20 protein-coding genes, 1 tRNA gene and 1 pseudogene are annotated in these 20,155 nt (G+C 31.2%); 11 read left to right on the top strand and 11 right to left on the bottom strand.

Features of this window, described 5'->3' with window-relative positions:
* Positions 1-142: 142 nt before the first annotated feature.
* A complete protein-coding gene (locus Q0C16_RS03335; protein ID WP_292319622.1) occupies positions 143-349 on the bottom strand; it encodes a ribbon-helix-helix domain-containing protein in 207 nt (68 codons plus the stop codon).
* A gap of 389 nt (positions 350-738) precedes the next feature.
* Between Q0C16_RS03335 and Q0C16_RS03330 the strand changes: the two genes are divergently transcribed.
* From Q0C16_RS03330 to Q0C16_RS03320, 3 genes are all read left to right on the top strand, one after another.
* Complete coding sequence (locus tag Q0C16_RS03330) at positions 739-1,665, top strand: hypothetical protein (protein ID WP_292319621.1); 927 nt, start codon at positions 739-741, stop codon at positions 1,663-1,665.
* 431 nt (positions 1,666-2,096) lie between these two features.
* Entirely contained in the window at positions 2,097-3,317 is a 1,221-nt protein-coding gene (locus Q0C16_RS03325; RefSeq protein WP_292319620.1) for a hypothetical protein, read from the top strand.
* A gap of 226 nt (positions 3,318-3,543) precedes the next feature.
* Positions 3,544-4,833 (top strand): SLC13 family permease, encoded by a 1,290-nt coding sequence (locus tag Q0C16_RS03320; RefSeq protein ID WP_292319619.1) that lies wholly within the window; start codon positions 3,544-3,546, stop codon positions 4,831-4,833.
* Between the two features lie 204 nt (positions 4,834-5,037).
* Here the strand turns inward: Q0C16_RS03320 and Q0C16_RS03315 are convergent, their stop codons facing one another.
* Both Q0C16_RS03315 and Q0C16_RS03310 read right to left on the bottom strand, forming a co-directional pair.
* The gene (locus tag Q0C16_RS03315) at positions 5,038-6,096 is read right to left on the bottom strand and encodes a glycosyltransferase family 2 protein (protein WP_292319618.1); all 1,059 of its coding nucleotides are present in this window, start codon (positions 6,094-6,096) and stop codon (positions 5,038-5,040) included.
* Between the two features lie 86 nt (positions 6,097-6,182).
* Positions 6,183-6,425 (bottom strand): hypothetical protein, encoded by a 243-nt coding sequence (locus Q0C16_RS03310; RefSeq protein WP_292319617.1) that lies wholly within the window; start codon positions 6,423-6,425, stop codon positions 6,183-6,185.
* Between the two features lie 269 nt (positions 6,426-6,694).
* Between Q0C16_RS03310 and tes the strand changes: the two genes are divergently transcribed.
* Positions 6,695-8,476: a tetraether lipid synthase Tes gene (gene tes / locus Q0C16_RS03305; protein WP_292319616.1), complete on the top strand. Its 1,782-nt coding sequence runs from the start codon at positions 6,695-6,697 to the stop codon at positions 8,474-8,476.
* On the opposite strand, the gene Q0C16_RS03300 is transcribed toward tes, so the two are convergent.
* Positions 8,473-9,132: a dihydrofolate reductase family protein gene (locus Q0C16_RS03300; RefSeq protein ID WP_292319615.1), complete on the bottom strand. Its 660-nt coding sequence runs from the start codon at positions 9,130-9,132 to the stop codon at positions 8,473-8,475. The genes tes and Q0C16_RS03300 overlap by 4 nt on opposite strands.
* A gap of 120 nt (positions 9,133-9,252) precedes the next feature.
* A complete protein-coding gene (locus tag Q0C16_RS03295; protein ID WP_292319614.1) occupies positions 9,253-9,609 on the bottom strand; it encodes a hypothetical protein in 357 nt (118 codons plus the stop codon).
* A gap of 402 nt (positions 9,610-10,011) precedes the next feature.
* On the opposite strand from Q0C16_RS03295, the gene Q0C16_RS03290 reads away from it, so the two are divergent.
* From Q0C16_RS03290 to Q0C16_RS03280, 3 genes are all read left to right on the top strand, one after another.
* Positions 10,012-11,388, top strand: a complete 1,377-nt coding sequence (locus tag Q0C16_RS03290; protein WP_292319613.1) for a hypothetical protein — start codon at positions 10,012-10,014, stop codon at positions 11,386-11,388.
* Positions 11,389-11,508: 120 nt separating this feature from the next.
* Positions 11,509-12,315: a translation initiation factor IF-2 subunit alpha gene (locus Q0C16_RS03285; protein WP_292319612.1), complete on the top strand. Its 807-nt coding sequence runs from the start codon at positions 11,509-11,511 to the stop codon at positions 12,313-12,315.
* A 1-nt stretch (position 12,316) separates the two neighbouring features.
* Positions 12,317-12,484, top strand: coding sequence for an RNA-protein complex protein Nop10 (locus tag Q0C16_RS03280; RefSeq protein ID WP_292319611.1), 168 nt, complete (start codon positions 12,317-12,319; stop codon positions 12,482-12,484).
* A gap of 182 nt (positions 12,485-12,666) precedes the next feature.
* Here the strand turns inward: Q0C16_RS03280 and Q0C16_RS03275 are convergent, their stop codons facing one another.
* Positions 12,667-13,284 (bottom strand): adenylate kinase, encoded by a 618-nt coding sequence (locus Q0C16_RS03275; protein WP_292319610.1) that lies wholly within the window; start codon positions 13,282-13,284, stop codon positions 12,667-12,669.
* Positions 13,284-14,648, bottom strand: a complete 1,365-nt coding sequence (gene secY, locus Q0C16_RS03270) for a preprotein translocase subunit SecY (RefSeq protein ID WP_292319609.1) — start codon at positions 14,646-14,648, stop codon at positions 13,284-13,286. Before secY ends, Q0C16_RS03275 begins: the two co-directional genes overlap by 1 nt.
* Before the next feature lie 169 nt (positions 14,649-14,817).
* Between secY and Q0C16_RS03265 the strand changes: the two genes are divergently transcribed.
* Together Q0C16_RS03265 and Q0C16_RS03260 are read left to right on the top strand one after the other, a co-directional pair.
* A complete protein-coding gene (locus Q0C16_RS03265) occupies positions 14,818-15,165 on the top strand; it encodes a Rieske (2Fe-2S) protein (protein ID WP_292319608.1) in 348 nt (115 codons plus the stop codon).
* Between the two features lie 233 nt (positions 15,166-15,398).
* On the top strand, positions 15,399-15,734 hold the full coding sequence (locus Q0C16_RS03260) for a DNA-directed RNA polymerase subunit G (protein ID WP_292319607.1): 336 nt from the start codon (positions 15,399-15,401) through the stop codon (positions 15,732-15,734).
* Between the two features lie 3 nt (positions 15,735-15,737).
* On the opposite strand, the gene Q0C16_RS03255 is transcribed toward Q0C16_RS03260, so the two are convergent.
* The 3 genes from Q0C16_RS03255 to Q0C16_RS03245 form a co-directional block, all read right to left on the bottom strand.
* Positions 15,738-16,250, bottom strand: coding sequence for a DUF1947 domain-containing protein (locus Q0C16_RS03255; protein WP_292319606.1), 513 nt, complete (start codon positions 16,248-16,250; stop codon positions 15,738-15,740).
* A 77-nt stretch (positions 16,251-16,327) separates the two neighbouring features.
* Positions 16,328-17,344, bottom strand: coding sequence for a porphobilinogen synthase (hemB, locus tag Q0C16_RS03250; RefSeq protein WP_367117900.1), 1,017 nt, complete (start codon positions 17,342-17,344; stop codon positions 16,328-16,330).
* Between the two features lie 5 nt (positions 17,345-17,349).
* Entirely contained in the window at positions 17,350-18,543 is a 1,194-nt protein-coding gene (locus Q0C16_RS03245) for an NAD(P)-binding domain-containing protein (RefSeq protein WP_292319604.1), read from the bottom strand.
* A gap of 153 nt (positions 18,544-18,696) precedes the next feature.
* Here Q0C16_RS03245 and Q0C16_RS03240 point away from each other — a divergent pair, with 153 nt between their 5' ends.
* Positions 18,697-19,275: a hypothetical protein gene (locus tag Q0C16_RS03240; protein ID WP_292319603.1), complete on the top strand. Its 579-nt coding sequence runs from the start codon at positions 18,697-18,699 to the stop codon at positions 19,273-19,275.
* Here Q0C16_RS03240 and Q0C16_RS03235 read toward each other — a convergent pair.
* A tRNA-Leu gene (locus Q0C16_RS03235) sits at positions 19,257-19,341 on the bottom strand. The two genes, Q0C16_RS03240 and Q0C16_RS03235, sit on opposite strands and share 19 nt — an antisense overlap.
* 139 nt (positions 19,342-19,480) lie before the next feature.
* Here Q0C16_RS03235 and Q0C16_RS03230 point away from each other — a divergent pair.
* A pseudogene (locus Q0C16_RS03230) lies at positions 19,481-20,155 on the top strand (preprotein translocase subunit SecY); the annotation flags it as partial.

Raw genomic sequence — 20,155 nt, 5'->3', positions numbered from 1 at the left:
TCATCCTAGGAACTTGAGGGAGTATGCAAACTTGAGGATGAAAGAGGCTAGGTTAGTGATTAAGAATGGGAAGGCTTTCCTAAAAGTGGTTTTTGAGAACGGGGAGGAAGTCAGATAAATTAATGACATAATTTATTTTAACCTAGACTTCATTTTCAACACCTAATCTATTTAAGTCGAGCAAAACATTGCTTTCCTCACCATGCAGTTCTCCCCATAATTCATGCTTAAGCAACTCTCTTATTGCAATTCTAATTACCTCGCTTCTACTTGAATAATTACCAGCTTTTACTAATTCATCAATTCCTCTGACATACAAATCAGGCATCTTTACTGTTATCAACTTCATATATAGACCACCAGAGTAAAGTTTATAAGTCCAGAAATATAAGGGTACAAACTTAATTAAATTCTAGAGGTTTATAAACTACTTTTTAACATTACATGAATTTGTTAACAAGTGTTAATTAATTATTTTGACACTATGGTGGTTAAGAGAGTTTTAGGTTCATTCTGCTATAAAGGTTATGGATGATAATAATTAAAACGCTTCTATAGTTCTTAAAATAGTGATAATTAGTCCATGATGTATAAAGTTGAGTTATATCTTGGGATACAATGAGGAATTTTACTAATAATCTTGGCTGTTGTATATTTAGTTTTCAGCAAAGAATTGGAGTGTAAAATATAAATATGCTTCTATTAAGAAATAATAAATAAAGTATAAGGTAGAAAAATATGTCGGAAAGAGTATTTGTAGAAACAGGGAGTAGATTACATGCAGGATTTTACTATGTAGGAAATGAATGGAATATAAATTGGGGTTCAGCAGGATTTTATATAAAAGATCCATCATTTATTGCTGAGTTTTCTTATGGTAATAATGAAATTTTAGGACCAGATTTCATTAACAGAAAGGTAATGGAGATATCAAAACTATTAAATGTTACTGGATATAAAGTAAAGGTTTTATCATATATCCCAGAGCATGTAGGATTAGGAAGTGGAACACAGATAGATCTTGCCATATTTAATGCATTCAGGAGGTTGTTTAACTTAAAAGTAGACAAAATAGACATAATTAGAAAGTTAAATGTTGGAAAGTTTAGCGGAGTAGGTTATTTGTTATTTTATAATGGTGGGTTTGTTGCTGATTCTGGTTCTCCATCAAACACAGAACCAAAGCCGTTAATGCAAATTAAGATACCAGAAAAATGGAGGTTCGTTTATGTTATACCTGAACTTAGGAAAGGATTGAGTTTTAATGAAGAAGAAAATATAATGAAAAATCCATGGAATCCTTCCGAAGGAGTAAAGAAGTTGATGTCGTATGGGTTATTGAGATTAGCTTCCGGTATTGTGAGGGAAGACATCGAAGATGCGTTAGAAGGCCTGAGAATGATGCAAGAAGGAACTGGAATTTATTTTTCGAAAATACAAGGAGGACAATTTAGAGAAGACTTAGCGAAAATAACTTCAGAATTATGGAGATCTAGAATGATAGTTGCACAATCAAGCTGGGGACCAACTTTATATACAATATCGCGTGATAATGAAGCAGAAGGAGATGCCGATCTTATAAGACAAGTTTTACATGAGCTAAGGATAAATGGGAAAGTATATATAAGTGAACCGAGAAACATTGGATTTGCGATTTATTCTTAAGCTCAATCGACTAGATTTAATTAGTTCTGACTCCTCTCCGCCCTGAATAGCGAGGCTTGTTGTCCATTCTTGTCATTAATTTTATTCACTTTATCGCTAGTTTATATAAGCTAAATTTAATGTCCGCTTGGTAATAAACAGGATCATTAAATTCCAGCCAATTATTATTAAATAAATCAAAATAACGATACTGTGAACTTGGAAACATATTGCAATGTTACATTATTTTTATTTAGCTATTTTAGATTTTTCAAATATTTTTATTTAAAAATTATAATATCTAAAATATTAAAGTTAATTTTTTACTGAAAAAGAATGAAATAATATTTCAGACATATAGCTTTTGTAGATACAACGTAAATTTAAATTGCTCTGCAAAACTTAACATTAGTCTGAAAGTGTGGGCTTAGTTTTAGGATGTGAAGCCAGCTATGTATGATAGTGAAGAGAAAAGCATCGATATAGTTAATAAATCTATTGAATTAATGAAGATCTACCCACTTTGCGATAGATGTTTGGGAAGAATGTTTGCTAGGCTTGGTTATGGGTGGTCAAATTCTGAAAGAGGAAAAGCAATAAAATTCCTAATAATAATGCATTTGCACGAAATGCTGAGAAAAGGATTTATTAATAAAGACGACATAAAAGATATTATGATTAATATTGGTCCATTATCGTATCAATTATACAAGAACTTATATGAAGATGAACCAAGTTACAAGAGATGTTATTTGTGTAATGATATTATAGAAGATTTTATAGAAAAAGCTTCATTACAGGTTTCTTATAAAATAAATAGATATAATATTAGAAAATTTTTAATTGGAATAAGGGTTAGTGATGATACTATAGTAAAAGAAGAGTCTATAAAATCGCAGTATAAATTATCTTTCGGAGAATCTATAAAAAATGAATTAAAAAGAGAAATTGGTAAAAAAGTGCAACAAATTAGATCCGAAAGCAAAGCTGATTTTAATTCGCCAGAAGTAGTTTTTGAAATATCATTTCCAGATCTTAATATAAGAGATCAAATAACCTCATTGATTTTGTTTGGTATATATAAAAGAACTATTAGGGGAATAAGCGTAATCGGTCCTACAAGCTTTAATAGCATATTAAGCGATGTAGCAAAAATTTTTGGTTCAGATGAAATAATATTGCATTCTCCAAAAAGAGATGAACATGATTTTAGGAATTTAGGTAAAGGAGCATATATTATAGCTGAAATAAAAAAAAGTAAAGTAAAAGAATTAAATGACAGATTAATAAAAGGTCATAATTCATTAATAAAGATAGAAAACATAGAATTGAAAAGAGGCCAGTTAAATAACTTGCTAACAAATAAAAAACAAAATAGAATCTACAGAGCATTGATTATATGTGAAAATGATGTAAACGATGAATCAATGGATCTTTTAAATAAAAGAAATCTTATGGTTGAGCAAACAGTCAATAGGAAAAAAATCAATGGATTCATAAGAGAAATGGCATGTTATAAGGTTTTTAGAAATGTTATAGAGTGCTTAATATCAATAGATGACCCATTATATATTAAAGAAATAATCGATGGCAGTAAAACTAATCCTAGCGTTTCTTCAATATTAGGAAACAAATGTAGCCTAATCGAAGGAGATCTACTTAGTTTGGAATAATTTATAGTCAAGATTAATTACCAAGTTTAACTTAAGACAAATTTTATTGACTCTTTCAGCTTTGGAGAGTGAAGGTTCTCAGGTCTTGAGGATTACCTCCCTTAACGAGAGCTACTCTGTTTTGTAAAATATGAATATTAGATATTTGTTTCTTTACTTTTTTGCTATCAAAACGTCTTTGTAAAACTTTTTATCTCAATTGGCAAACAAGATTTAGGGAAAATAAATGGAAAATGCCAGTGAATACTTAGGATTATTGTTGCTTTTAATAATTATTGGGGGGTTTGTTTTCAGAGCAAAATATCCAAAGATTCCATCTTGGTCTATTATGTCATTTGCTGCTTCATTAGCTATATTGACAGGGCTTATTCCAATAAATAGCGTTAGCAATGTTATAGATTGGGATGTTATATTGTTTTTAATAGGGATGTTTAGTATTGTAAGCATTGCAGAAAGCTCAGGTCTTTTAGATTATATGGCTGCGAAGCTAGTTATGTATTCTAAGAGTAGACTTTCCATACTTTACTTGCTATCTCTATTCTTTGGAATATTAGCGAGCATAATGGTAAATGATGCTGTGGCTGTTGTTGGGACTTCTTTGTCAGTTATCATAGCAAAGTCATTAGATTTATCTTTTGAACCGGTAGCAATATTGTTGGCATTCTCAATTACTATAGGTTCTACAATGACTCCTTTAGGCAACCCACAAAACATGTTAATAGCTACTCAAACAAATATAAATGCACCTTTGATAATGTTTTTAAAATACTTGGCTATTCCTACAATTATAAATTTAGTTATAACAACATATTTTATAATAAGATACTATAAAATAAAAAATTTAAAAAAGGAATTTTTCATTGGTGTTCCTCAAGAATTTATAAAAAACAAAAAAGATGCTTATATATCATTAGGGGCTGTCATTTTAGTTATAGTGTTCCTTTTGATAAACGATTTCCTTGAACTATATAGGCTTCCTCACATAACATCAATAGGTATTATACCATTTACTATTTCAGCGTTTACTTATATTTTTATATCAGAGCCTAGGCAAATTCTTTCTAAAGTAAATTGGGGTACAGTAGTGTTTTTTATAACCATGTTCATTGCAACACAAGGTATATGGAATTCTGGAGTACTTTATGGGTTATTACACATATTATTGCCTCATATAGCGAAAGGGACTGATAACATATTAAGAATTTCTGCAGCATCCTTAATAATTAGCCAATTAATAAGTAATGTACCGTTCACAAACTTGTTTATAATTTACATGCATAATTTAGGATATACTCAAGCAAGCACTATAAGCTGGATTACTTTAGCTATGGCTACAACAATAGCAGGTAATTTAACCATATTTGGAGCGGCATCAAATATAATAATTTTAGACATGCTGGAAACTAAACACGGAGTAACAATTACTTATAAAAACTTTATGAAAATAGGATTACCTGTAACATTGATTAATTTTGCAATTTACGTTGCGTATATAATAATTTTGTTCTATTTTTGAACCTCTAAAATACTTTAATATATGGATATTAAGGAATTGAAGCTTCTTCTATAAAGGCAAGGTGTTTAGTGAACTGATCTATTTCTCAACCTTAAAGCATGAGAATTCATCAGCTAACACCAGAGATCCCGTCCGTAAGGGCGGGTAGTTTACTTTATTAACAATGTTTTATGTTAAAACCATAAGTTTTAATCATTATAAAATTTAGATGTTCCAAACTTTAGTATATGATAGCAAAAAGTTTACTATAAAACCAAATATAATTCCTATAAATTGCCCTATTAATGGATAAATCTTTAGTAATTTAGTTATAATCTCCATAACGAAAAATATAGTCACTCCACTTGGGCCTACCATTAAATTATACCTAAGAAGTCTAGATATGATTGTTCTTCCTTTTTTATCGCTAAAAGTCCACTTATCATTAAGAATAAAATTGAATAATATGCTCGATTCAATAGCTATAGCACTTGCATAATCATAAAACATCCCTCTATTTAAGAGTAAATACATTATACCTAAGTTAACTGCTGTGCCTAATGCGCCAACTATAGCAAACTTTATTATTCTAGAATTTTTTATTGCATGAAATAAGAATTCTAAAATCTCCTTAGTTCCTAATTTGCTTTTACCTTTAATCCTGTCCTTAAAGGTATATGGGACATCTATGCTTTTAGATTTAGGATTTCTATAGAGAATTTCAAATAAAATTTTATATCCAATACTATTTACTTTCTTCAGATCAATTGAACTCCTTTTAAAAGCAAAAAATCCAGACATAGGATCTGATGTTTTATTAACTTCTGGAACCAAAATTTTTGCTATTAAAGTTGCTCCTTTGCTAATAATTTTTCTTGGTAGACTGAAACCTTCTATTTTTCCGCCTTTTACATATCTCGATGCAATAGAAATATCGTGATCTTTTAGATTCTCAATGAGTTTTGGAATTAATTCAGGTGGATGCTGAAAATCTGCATCCATAACAACTATTATATTTCCATCAGTATTGTTTATTCCTTCTAATACTGCTGAAGATAATCCTGCCTTTCTTTCTCTTTTTACCAGCTTAACGTGATTATTTGCTTTGCTTATTTCCTTTACAATTTCATAGGTTTTATCAGGGCTGTTATCGTCTACAACAACAATTTCATAGTTGTTAATGTTATTTTTCTTTAATGTACTTTCTATATTATTTATTAGGTCTTTTATATTTTCTGCTTCATTATATGTGGGTATTATTATTGATACCTTATCATAACTCAACTTTTTGAACCTCAAATCATAGGATTTAAAAATAATATTTTATGTTTTGTTGAAGATTTTAAAATAAAATAAATTGCTAATTATTCTTAAGCCCATGGTGATGGGCATTTTGTAATTCCTATGAAGTCTTCTAAAGCCTTAGGCTTTATACATATAACACCTGAGTTGTCATCTACTTCTACTATGAAATCTTTTCCAAATTTTTCAATAACGTGCTTTTTAACGTATATATTTAATGGAAGAGTATAATAATCATATTCATATAATTTTCCATTAACATCCTTTTTACCCTTTAATTCCTTTGCTTTAACATGTCTATCTCTTACCATATTAACACCCCATTCTCTTTATAGATTGATTCTGAGTTTAAATTTATAAGCTTTGTTCCTGTTTTTAACTTTATTTGAAATAAATTTAATTATCACTATTATTTTTGTATATACATGTATATAAAAGTTTAATAAGTATTGGAAAAATATTTAAAAATTATTTCTAACTATATTAAATTAATAAGTAAATCTTAAAAAACAGTGTCTAGGCATATATAAGAGGAGATATAATATATAAAGCAAGTAATTTGATATAGGGGGTTTAAATATTGGCAGTAGTTCAAGTGAATAAAAAGAAAGAGAGTGAGCAGGTTCATAAAACTATGCCTGCTCCTGGAAGATTTATAACTGAAGGAAATAAGGCGTATGTAGAGATAGCTGAGAGAAAAATACCCATTGGAGGTCCAATGCCAAAACTTAATGAAGATGAAAAGCATTTGCACTATACGACAAGTTTATGTCCTGTATGTTTAAGATTATTACCCGCTAGGGTTTTTGAAAGGGATGGAAAAGTATTCCTGAGGAAAGTTTGCCCCGAGCATGGAGAGATTGAGGAACTATATTATGGTGATTCGAGCCTTTATACAAAAATGATGAAATTTGAAGAAACTGGCAAAGGCGCTGGAAAAATAAAAGCTTATGTAAGTTTAAATGCGCCATGCCCTTATAACTGTGGATTTTGTTCTATGCATGAGAATCATACAGCATTAGCTAACTTAGTTGTAACTAATAGGTGTAATCTTAGCTGTTATTATTGCTTTTTCTATGCAGAAAAAGCTGGATACATTTATGAGCCTAGTATAGAGCTGTTAAGATTCCAAATAGAACAATTAAAGAAACAAGGAGTAACTATGGCCATCCAAATAACTGGAGGAGAACCTACTTTAAGAGAAGATTTACCAGAAATAATTAAAATGCTTAGAGAAGAAGGGGTAAGACATATACAATTAAATACAGCTGGTATAAAATTTGCTGAAATGTATTTTAATGATCCAGAAGCAGCAATAAATTATTCTAAAACCCTAAGGGAAGCTGGTGTTAATACAGTTTATCTAAGCTTTGATGGAGTCTCTCCAAAAGTTAATTTTAAGAATCATTGGGAAATACCATATATTTTTGAGGTATTTAGAAAATCTGGTATGACTAGCGTTGTATTAGTGCCAACTCTTATAAAGGGTCATAATGACCAAGAAATTGGAGGAATATTAAGATTTGCTGGTAAGCATTTAGATATTGTTAGAGCAGTTAATTTCCAGCCTGTTAGCTTATCAGGTCAACTTAAAAAGAGTGAAAGAGAAAAGATGAGAATAACAATAGCAGATGCTATAAATGAAATAGAGAGGCAAACGAATGGGCAAATATCTAAAGATACTTGGTATCCAATACCTGTTGCTGCAAAATTTGCTAAATTTGTTGAGGCAGCAACAGAAACTGAGCAGTTCTGTATGTCCAATCATCCAATGTGTGGATCTGCAAACTATGTTTTTATTGAAAGAGATGCTAATGGAATGCCAACTAATTTTATTCCTATAGGTGCTTTCTTTGATATAGAAGGTTTCTTAGAATACTTAGATGAGAAAAGAATAGAAATAACAGATAGCATGTTTAAGAAATTACATCTAATAAAAGGAGTACTAGATTTAAGGAAATTTGTTGATGAAAAAAGAATGCCTAAGGAACTTAAATTTAGCAAACTTTTAACAAGCATATTTATAAAGAGAAATTATGATGCGCTTGGACAACTTCACTATCACATGTTATTTATTGGAATGATGCATTTCATGGATTTATATAATTACGATGTAGAAAGAGTAAGAAGGTGCAATATAAGCTATTTAATGCCAGATGGAAGAGTAGTTCCATTCTGTACTTTCAATGTAATGGAATCATTATATAGAGATTATGTGCAGGAAAAATATAAGAAACTGGATTTAAAGTCTAATGAAATGAAATCATTTAATCCAGGTGAAAAATACAATAGATCAAAGTATATAATTAGAATAAACAAAGATCCGCTTTATATAAATGCATACAAAGGTATTATATATTAAACAATGGGTTTTTTGGGATATAATATCCCATATCTTATATTAATCCAATTATGGCATAATTGTTTTATTTCTTTAATATATAATTCTGCTTTGATTTCATCCAGTTCTCCTTTTTCTAAAAAGGAGATCCCCCCTCCAAAAGCAAATGGTGATATAGTTATCCATATTTCATCAACCAAGCCTCTGAATAATAAAGAATAATTTAAATTACCTCCCCCTTCAACCATGAGCTTTTTAATGCCGATTTCATATAATTTTTGTAAGGCTGATTCCATATCTAGGCCTTTATTTTTATTTACTTTAATAATTTTAACACCAATTCTCTCAAATTTTTCTATCTTTTCTGGATCAGAATCATTTGATGTTATAATAATACTTCTTTTAGGATTAGAAAATATCTTTAATGATGTAGGTATGATTAGCTTGGAATCAACAACTATTTTATATGGTGATGTACCTTTAACCAGCCTTACTGTTAAACTAGGGTTATCTATAATTGCCGTATTAGCACCTATCATAACTGCATCATTTATAGATCTCAGATAATGTTGTAGTTTAAAATCATCATCGCAACTAAGTTTAGAGTATTTGCTACTATTTGCTATTTTTCCATCTATTGTCATAGTAGAAAATATTGTAACATATGGTCTTTGCATATTATTGCTCCCTGTTTTAATTATCGATTAGCTATTATAAATAACTTTTGAATTTTTATCTTTATCTTGTTTATTTATGGAATAGTAGGAAATTACTTAATTTTTAGATGTTAACAACCATCATGATAATGAATCCAGATCAATTTCAATCATTATTGTATTATACAAGTTATCTTTTTTTAATCCTCTTTCGATCCTATATAATTGTTCAGGAGCTATATTGAACTTCTTAGCCATAATATATGGAGCTATATTGTTTTTCTTAGCATAAAGATAAACAAGAAGACTTCTAATAGCCATAGGATTTGATAACCTTTTCTTAAATTTTTGATGATTTACTAATATATTTAATATTTTGTTTAGTGCTTTGCTTTTTTTGATCCATTCCGTTATTTCGTTTGGTAATATTAGATCTTTAGGTTTACCTATACCATAAAAAACTATTTTATTTGTTTGTATGCTTATAAAATTATCCATACCTAGCACCTGTATTTATTTTTAATAATAGAGTTTTTTAAGTTATATTTAAAATAAAAAATAAAAGCTTTTTTAAATATATTTTTAATGCTATGACGTTCAATGAACTTCTCTGATTATGACCTTTTAAAATCTTCGTCATCTACATATTATCATTTGATTAAGTTTTTATTATAGATAAGATAGCTTAAACCTTTTAAGTAATAAATTTGCGTCTGGAAATCTAATAATATTGCGATGAATTTGAAAATACTCTCAGTAAAAGATAACGATATGAATTTGCTATGGTATTTAACACTTATTTTAATTAAATATAAATTAATTTTTGATGAGTTTCTATTATAAATTTTCTCAAATAAAATTTTTTAACTCTTTCTCTAAATAGAGTAAATGGTGAGCATAATGTCAATTAAAGATTTATTTATTAGCCCAAGATTTAATATTCTTCTTATAACTGCATACGTAGCTATAGGTTTACTAGTTTCTCCATTAATTCCTGGTATAAACTGGTTACAACCTGGAGATTTTAGCGAAGCGGAGGTAATTTATTATCATGGCATAATGTTACAGTTAACTGTTTTAGGTATAATTATAGCAGCTTATATTACAAAGTTTCCTAAAAAATTGCAATTAATATTTAATGTAAGTAATATACCTTTGATGATCTTAAATATCTTGGGAATAGGATTTTCATATCCAGCTTGGGCAATATCTATTAACAATGCCATACAAGGCTTAAGAGATGTTTGGATTTTATTACTTGCTATAGCTTTATTGATTGGTTTAATTATTTTTCCTTTTTTAAATGTTGATACAAAAAATATATTTAAGAAAATGTGGAGTGCCTATTCACTTCTAGTTGTAGCAACAGCATCATCATTAATAGCAGGTATAATGGGCCTAACTGCAGCATGGGGGGAGTACTTGAACTTTTTAGGAGCACCTGGATTTTTTATGAGACTTATTAACGATTGGGGAGGAACTTCAACATTTTTAAGTAATGTTGTAACATCGCATTCGCATGAAATGCTTCCAGCATTGGGAGCAGCAATTGTGGCTGTTTTTGGAATTTCTCTAAATTATAGTTCATATAAGGGAATTTCTAAAAGAATAATAGATGTGGGTATGATAGTTGCTATATTTGGAGTTATATCCATGACTACGATTTATATAATATCATCCTACGGTACATATGTTATTCCTACTATCGGGTCATTTGGTCCCCAAGGCGTTAATGGTATTGCATTTGATGATTCACAGACTGGGATAATTGGATGGGGTGCTTTAATAATAGCTGTAGGTCTAATAGGTTCAGGAGTTTTATCTTCAATGGTATCAACTAAAAGATATTTATCAATCCTAGAAATATCAACATGGCTTGCCACAATATTTGTTTTAATAGGTGTTGGATATCCGATAGAGCTTAACGAAGCTTTCTTCGGATTTGGAGTGAATGGAACTCCACCAACCGGAGGTCCTGGATTTATTTACGATGATTTATTTATGAGAGGTCATTTGGTATTTGCATTTTTCTTAATGCCAATACTAGCAGGTATAATTGCTTCTGTAATTGCCATTATGGAAGATAAAGACGTATCGCAGATAGCTTCAAAAATACTTCTTGGTTTAGGATTAACTGGTATCATCTTAGGAGTATGTGGCTTATTGGTTTACATGATTTCCAGCGGTATAGGAGAAATATTGGCAATAGGAATCTCACTTATTATAGTTTCCCTTTTTGCGATTCTATATATAACTTTTAAATTATTAAAAATATAATTTTTATTACTTTTTTATTTGTTATGTATAATATATTAAAAATAAAAATGTTGTTATAAAAATAATATTTAAACTCTTTTAAATCCATAATATCAGGATAAAAGAAAACTGGGGATGAATTTGGCACTAAAAAATAGGAGAGACTTGCCCGACGTAGGAGAAATAGTAGTTGGTACAATAAAAGAAGTTCATGATTTTGGAGCTTATATGGTTATAGATGAATATAATGATTTAAGAGCTTTTTTGCCATGGAGTGAAGTTGCTACAAGAGCATTAAAAAATATTAATGATGTTATTAAAGAAAATCAAAAATTAGCAGTTAAAGTTATTAGGGTTTATAGAAATAAAGGCCAAGTTGATGTTAGTCTTAAAAGAGTAAATGATAATGAGAGAAAAAGAAAAATGATGTATTGGAAAAGAACCTTAAAGGCAATAAATTTGATTTTGATGGCAGCAAAACAAATTAATAAGTCTGAAGATGAGGCCTATAAAGAAGTTATTTGGAGATTAGAAGATTATTTTGGAGATGCTATGGCTGGACTTGAAAACGCGAGTTTAGAAGGTAAGGAAGCCTTAAGGAGAGCCAAAGTACCAGCAGAATGGCATGATGTTTTGTTGGATTATGCTAAAAAATATGTTGAAATTAAACATGTTCAAATTAGTGTATATGTGAATTTAAAATCTATGGATCCAGATGGTATAGATAAAATAAAGAAAATACTTCTCGATATTAAGGATGAGGCTAAGAAGCATGAAGGTATTGATATAAAAATATATGCTATAGGTTCTCCAAAATATAGGATAGACTTGATAGGGCCAGATTATAAAACATTAGAGAATGTTCTGGATAAGTTAAATTCAAAGGCAGAGAAAATGGCTAAGGAATTAAAAGTAACTTATTCATTTGAGAGAATTAAGGGGCAATAAAATGAGATGGCTCATGAGAAAATGTGTTAATTGTAAAAAATATACCTTAAATCAAGATAAATGTCCGTATTGTGGTGGTCCTTTAAAAGTGCCCCATCCTCCTAAATATTCTCCAAGCGATAAATACGTTGAATATAGATATAAATTAAAATATGAAATAAAAGGTTAAAAATTATGAGTTTTAAGATTTGCTTTTCTTACAATGGACAGAATCACCTTAAGTTCTTAAGGGTTACAGCCATTTATGGATACTACTTTTCTACCTTTCTCTGAGCATCATGGGGGTTTTCGACTAAAACATGATGTTTAGCAAGTTATAAAAAACTTTACCCACTTTAACTTTCCGTTTAGCTAAAGTTTTTGCAAATATTGTATTAATTGTTCGGCTGCTTCATCAGCTTTGTTTTCTTTATTTACAACTATGGATACAGTTGATGCATAATGCACTGCACTGGCAAACGATGCAGACCTTGCATATTCCATTAATTTTTCAATATCTCTTACAGTTCCAAAGTCGGATCTGTTTCTAGAGGTATCCTTTGTTTGTCTATTATAAATTTCATTAGCATCAGCTTCAATTACAGCAATCATGTCAGGTTTTAACTCATCTAACACATGCTTTGGAAGTCCTGGTAAGTATCCTGAAGAAGTCTTAACTATAGCATGAGTATCTATTAATAAGAATTCTTCTTCATTCAATTCCTTAAGGGACTCTTCAATTATTCTTTTTGCTGCTAATTGCTGTAGTTCGAGTTGTTTTCTTAGGCTTAAATGCCTCATCTCATCTCTATTATTTACCAGTTTCTCTTTAATAGCAGTTTCGAGCATAAAAGTTCCAAAGTTAACAACTTTTATCTTTAAATTCAATTTTTTGGCTTTTTCTTGTAAAAGAGACAAGACCGTGGTTTTTCCCACACCAGGAACGCCTGTTACAATTATTACTTTGAACTTGTTCCTTAAATAGCTCATTACTTTTCACCCATAATTCTTTTAATTAACGGGTATGCCTCAAGCGCTCTTTCGTAACTAATCATGGAATAGTACTGGTATATAATTCCTACTGCTAAAAGTATTCCTGCCCCTGTTCCAAACGAGCCAAATATTGCCGCAACTATAGCAATAGCTCCCACAATTAAGCTGCTTAAAACAGTTAATGGGTAAATATATTTAGACAAAACTGATTCAAGGATTTTTGGATTTCTTCTCATTCCAGGAATTTCTAATCCTCCTGATATTAGCTGTTCTGCTTGACTGCTAGGATTAAGTCCTGCAACTTCTACCCAAAGATATCCAAATAAGATCGATAAGACTAACCAAGTTATTGCAAAAACAATTGTTTTTAACGGGTTTATTGATGCACTAATAATACCGTTCGGCGGCGATAAATAATAGACAAGGCCTGCATAACCTTTGTAAATAATAGAGTTTAATCCTAAGAATCTTTCTAAAGGTGTTTCAAATAATTGTAAATCTGCAACTAATATTGCTAATAATAAAATGGGTATATTGGTAACATATATAAACTGGAGAGGTATCCTACTTCTAATACCTCTTAACCTAGATGAAGTTACAGGTATTTCAACTCTCATACCATTTAGGTAAACAAGTAAAATTATTATTGCGAATGTGGATAGTAGACCAGTTAAATCTGGAAAACCGTTTGGCCTTGCAAATATCAGTAAATTTCTATCTATAATTAAAGCTGGAATAACGCCGAAATCCATAGCTATATGAGGTATAAAGCCGAACATATCCCATACAACAGTTTGCGCAACTCCGGCTAATATGAATAAGCTTATTGCGCTACCAAGTCCCCATCCTTTTTGTAATGCCTCGTCCATTAATATCACTAGATACGAAGCAAGTGTAAGTTGAATAACTATCAATATTTTTATAAATATTGATGGGCTATAACCTACTGGGAATAATTCTCCGCTAAGCATTACTACGACGCTTTCAATAATTGCCAAGAAAACAGCTAGAGTTTTCATAGCTCCTGTAAATTTAAGCTGATCATCAGGATTTGAAAGATCTATATCAATTATCTTCGCTCCTGCTAGAACCTCTAATATTAAGCCTGAAGTAACTATAGGACCTATACCTAATTGCATTAGTGTCCCAGCACTACTTGCAAATATGATGTTTTGTAAGGATATTGTACTTGTTAAGGCTTGCGTTGGGACGCCATATAATGGAATATTAGCCATAATTAAATAAATTACCAATATTATGCCAGTCCAAGCGAGTTTTCTGTATAGAGTTAGCTTTTGTTTCGGCTTCTTCATTGTAGGTAAGTAGCTTGACCAACTTGCCAGGATATCCAAGACACCCAAGTTTTTGCACCACTAGCTTTATCTAGGATTTTCTGGGAAAAGGGTATATTTAAGCTCTTTCTGTTTGGTAAATTATAATGTCAATCATAGTATCAAAAAATAATGATAAACTATTAGTAGTATAGATATATAAAGGGAAACTAAATATAAATTTTATGAGGTGTAAAAAGTGACCTTCAGAAGAATATCTGTAATAGGGAAAGTTTTTGAAAAAAGGAATTCTGCTGTTGTTATGGTTGAGAATAAACCGATATTAATTGTGAAATACAACAACTCATTATATGGTATGGACGCCATTTGTTCACATATGGGTTGTGGGTTGCTTACAGATGTTACTGATAATATTGCAACATGCCCATTACATGGAGCTAAATTTAATGTTTTGAATGGGGAAATGATAGCACCTCCTCAAATAAAACCAGAGGTACCATGCGAATTCAAAACAGACTCAAAGACTCCTTTAAAAACATATAAAGTTAGGATAAATAATGAAGGGTTTGTAGAGATAGATTTTTAAATATAATAATAATTGATTTCATAAAAAAGATTTGTTCTTTGTAGATATAATATAAATTAAATAAATAAAATTCTTATAATTAATTACGAACCTTTCATAGCACTTAAACATGTATTAAGGTGTGAATTTAGTTATTTCTTTAGGTAATTTAGCTAAGGGCACATAAAAAGAATGATTTAAATACTTTTATTTTTATCTAATTTTATTGCAGAACTTAGAAAGGGGTTAAGAAAATGGTTAATATAGAGGCAGAGGTTAAAAGCATAACACAAAGTAAATTACAAAATGCTAAAATAGTTACAGCATCTAACGAAAAACAGCAAATAAATTTCGACTTAGTAGGAGATATATTGAAACTTTCTGAAGGAGATAGACTTGAGATAATTGTAGATAAGAACAAACCTGAAAATATAGACGTATATGATTTTTGCGGACATGGATATTTGGTAAAACCAGAAAATGAATCAAAAATTACAATTCTCTCTTTGTGGGGTATTATATTTCAATTCGATCCGCCTATAGGTTTAGATGAAAATACTAAATATTATCTATGTTTAAGGAAAATTTAGTTCTCATAAAGAAACGGAAATTTTCCATATTAAATCTCCTGCATAATGTAGATTTTCAATAGCTTTGCCTTTAGATTTTTGATTTATAAGTTCTTCAATTTTTTTGCTAGAGTATAATGTTTTGCCTACCATTACAGGAACTTCTTTTTCTTGGTCAAATGATGCTATTATCGAATTTTCATTAAATTCTCCTTTTACAGATTTAATCCCGGGTAGCATCAAATCAGCCCCTCTTGATACAGCATTTGTTGCCCCTCTATCTATAATAACTCCATTAATCCATTGATAACCTCTCTTTATCAAACAAAGTAAAGTAGGAAACATTAATCCATTTGCCTTTACAACGCATGGAATTCCATTATCTAAGTAAATATCTATGTTTTCATAGCTTGCTATCTCTACTTTCTCCCATTGCATGGGAATTTTTGGAAACTCTCTAATTATTACTTCTTTTAATTCTTTTACTTCTTTTTTTGATAAAGGGTGTCTTTTAGTAATTCTAATTTTTTCTGACAATTTAATATCCCCCATTATTTTGTTTGTAAGGTAATGTTTAAAATTTTATGAAAAATTCAAAGCAAGATTAGAATAAATTAGAATATTTCTTTTCCAGATTTGATAATCTTTGCAGCATCTAGTGCAAAATAAGTTATAATCATATCGGCCCCAGCCCTTTTTATAGATATTAGAGACTCTATGATAGATTGTACTTCATCTAATAAACCATTTTTAACAGCGCTTCTTATCATAGCATATTCGCCGCTTACATTATATGCTGCCAAAGGTATTTCTGGATAATATTGCTTAACAAGTTGTATAACATCTAAATAGAGAAGGGCAGGCTTAACCATTATTATGTCTGCGCCCTCTTCTATATCAAGCCTTACTTCTTTTAATGCCTCTTTTGCATTTCTTGGATCCATTTGATAGCTTTTTCTATTACCAAATCTTGGAGCAGAATCAACAGCTTCTCTAAACGGGCCATACATAGAGCTTGCATATTTAGCTGAATAAGCCATTATACCAACATCGCTAAAACCTGTTTCATCCAATGCTTCTCTAATTGCTTTTACTTGACCGTCCATCATACCCGATGGAGAGATGAAATCTGATCCTGCTTGCGCCTGGGAGATTGCTATTTTTTGATAAACTTTTAATGTAGAGTCATTATCTATAATGTTACCTCTTTTGGAATTTAAGGGGATACCACAATGGCCATGAGTTGTATATTCACATATACATAGATCAGTGAAGATTATTGGATCCCATCCAATTTCTCTTCTTATATTTCTAATAGCCATCTGAACTGGTCCGTCTGGAGCATATGCTCTTATACCATCCTCATTCTTAATTTTAGGTATACCAAAAATCAAAAATGAGTGAATGCCCAAATTAATTGCTTCATTTATATAGTTTACAAAATAGTTTGAATCTGGAGGATAAGTTAGGTGTCCCTCTAGTCCTGGGGTTTCTATAGGTTTATCTATAGACTCATTAACAAATACTGGAAGTATTAGCTTTGATGTATCTAGATAGGTCTCAGAAATTAGGTCTCTTAAATATCTTATTGATCTCAATCTCCTCGGTCTTATTCTTGGGAACGATGCCAAATATATCACCTCATATTTCTCTTATAATATTCTATTATTAATTCTGATATTTCACCTTTGTATGAATCATGCATTAAATTAAATATAGGCCTCATAGATTTTTTGGTAAAGCTTTCGAATGCTATTCTCAGAGCATCATCTAAATTCATTCCTTTATTTATATTTTTCTTAGTTTGTTCTATTTCATTTTTAATAATAGAATCTATATACTTCATTATTTCTGAGATACTTTCATCGATATACCTTTTTCTCAAATAGTCAATTAACTTTCCTGTTTCCTCTTCTATTATTTTTTCTACAAGAGGTATTTGGCTCATCCTATGAGTAAAGTTTTCTTTTACTATCTTTTCTACGCTTTCTAAATTATAGACTGTATCGCTTTCTAAAGCATTAGGCGTGGAAATGTCTATAATCAAGTTATTGTTGTTTAATAATTCTTTTAAAAAGTCAAAAGGCCCTCCTTTAATTGCAATCAAAACAATATCATATTTTTTGTTAACTATTGAATTAAGATCCTCTATTTCAAAATTGCACCTATTATTTATTAGCATCTTTGCTTTTTCCTTAGTTCTATTGGCTATTGTAATTAATTTGGGATTATATTTTGAGCATATATGATCAATCATTATTTTGGCAGCATTGCCTGCTCCAATTACTGCTATTTTTTTATTATCAAGAGTGCCTAAGATTTTTGATCCAAATTCCACTGAAGCTTGGGGATATCCCAGAACTCCCTTTGATATATCGGTTTCGTTTCTAACCCTTTTACCAACTATTATTGATTGATGGAAGACTGAATCAAGCAATTTGCTTGAATAACCCATATTTTTTGACTCTTCCCATGCGTTTTTGACTTGAGATAATACTTCAGTTTCTCCTATAATTGCAGATTCTATTCCAGAAGATACTCTAAATAAATGTATCGCAGATTCTATTCCCGAATATTTATGAAGGTATTTAGTATAAATACCTAGGCTTTGATTTAACTCATCTAGTAGAACATCATCATTTGTTGAATCAACATATATTTCAAATCTATTGCATGTTGAGAGTATCACTAACCCTTTTACTATATTGAATATGTTATTATAAATTTTTTCTTTAATTTCACCGAGCTTTACTAAATCGTAGAAGCAAGAATCTTTGTATGTTATTGAATAAAGCTTTAAATTATTTATGTCGTATTCTTGGTTGTTCATCACATGCACCTACAAGACTTTAACAATCATCTAACATTAAGCGCATTTTATATAAAAAATTTATTTTAATATATACATTTATATACGTTCGCTTATAAAAACATGCTTTAGTTTTATTTTTGAAAAATTATTTTATTTATTAGGTGGTAGCTAATGATAATAATATATCACGATCCAGGAAATGAAAATGAAGCAGAAAAGTTTCTAAAATTAATGAAAGAAAATAATATAGAAGCAACTATAATTCCAATTTCTAAAATTAATGAGTTAATACCGAAAGCTAATGAAATAATAATTTCCTTGATACCTTTTAGAGGAGGGCATAATGAGAGTATAAAAGAAATAGCAGATCGTTACAATGCTAAATATATAAAAATACCCTTAGAGATGATATATGTAAATTTGAAAAAATATTTAAGCGATAAAAAATGTAAAGATGTTTGCTTTTTATATTGGAATGCTAAAAGGTTTGTAGAGCTTCAGGAAGAAGATTTAGATAAGATTAGGCAAGCAATAAAAAATGAATTAGGCATAGAAAGCTATTCCAATTGTGAAGAATGCCACGATTGCTTTATTGCATTAACATTAATGAAAGGTAAAATTTCTGAAAAAGCGCTTAGTTATTATAAAAATTGTAAATCGAATTTTGTCTTAGAAGATATATTAAGTGTAATAGAAGAAGACTTAGTTAAATGGATTAAGAGTATAAGGGATGCGGGGGGTGGGGTTTGAACCCACGCAGGCCTACGCCAACGGGTTCTGAGCCCGTCCCCTTTGACCAGGCTCGGGCACCCCCGCGCCATCTTCCTAGCTATTGTCGGGTTTCTTAAAGGTTTGCGTGCAGTCCTGCACGTAAAAGGTCTGCAAAGCAATCACTTCGTAAAGCATTTTAAGCGTTCTGACAGCGACGCGCTGGGAAGAGGGACTCTAATTGGGAGTGCTTGACGCCTTATCCAATATCTCGGAGTACCTGCCAACGGTATCAAAGCCCTCGCAGAAGTTAAGCTTGACCAGGAGACTTGCCTGGACAGGTATAGTGTTGGTTCTATACCTTATAATGAGCAACATACCCCTTTACGGGGTTCCGATACAGGCTACCGCCGCGACCACCGTGACCCTAGAGAACATAATATTCGCGAGCTCTGTCGGGACGCTCATGCAGCTTGGCATAGGCCCAATAGTGACTGCAGGCCTCATCCTTGAGGTGTTGGCTGTTGCAAAGCTGATAGACATAGACCTGACCGACCCTGAAGACCAGGTCAAGTTCACGGGCGCGATGAAGACATTGGCAGTGATATTTGCGGTGGCGGAGGCCGTAGTTGTGACGCTCAGCGGGATGTTCTGGCCGTCCGGTATGACCGTCAGCCCCCTGACGAAGGCGCTGGTTGTACTTCAGCTGGTAGCCGCGAGCTACCTAGTCATCCTCATGGATGAGGCCTTGCAGAAGGGCTGGGGGCTGGGCAGCGCCATAAGCCTGTTCATCTTAGCAATGGTAGCTCAGACCGTGGTCTGGGACATGTTCGGCTTCGTGCCCAGGCTCGCCGTGGACTTCGGCGTTGTCCCGGCGCTGATCTATGACAGGGACCCGTTAATCGTGTTCACGAGGGCCAAC

Source organism: Caldisphaera sp. (assembly GCF_023256325.1).
Taxonomy (GTDB): Archaea; Thermoproteota; Thermoprotei_A; order Sulfolobales; family Acidilobaceae; genus Caldisphaera.
Note: the sequence above shows the minus strand (reverse complement) of the source record. Positions and strands in the feature narration are given on the sequence as shown.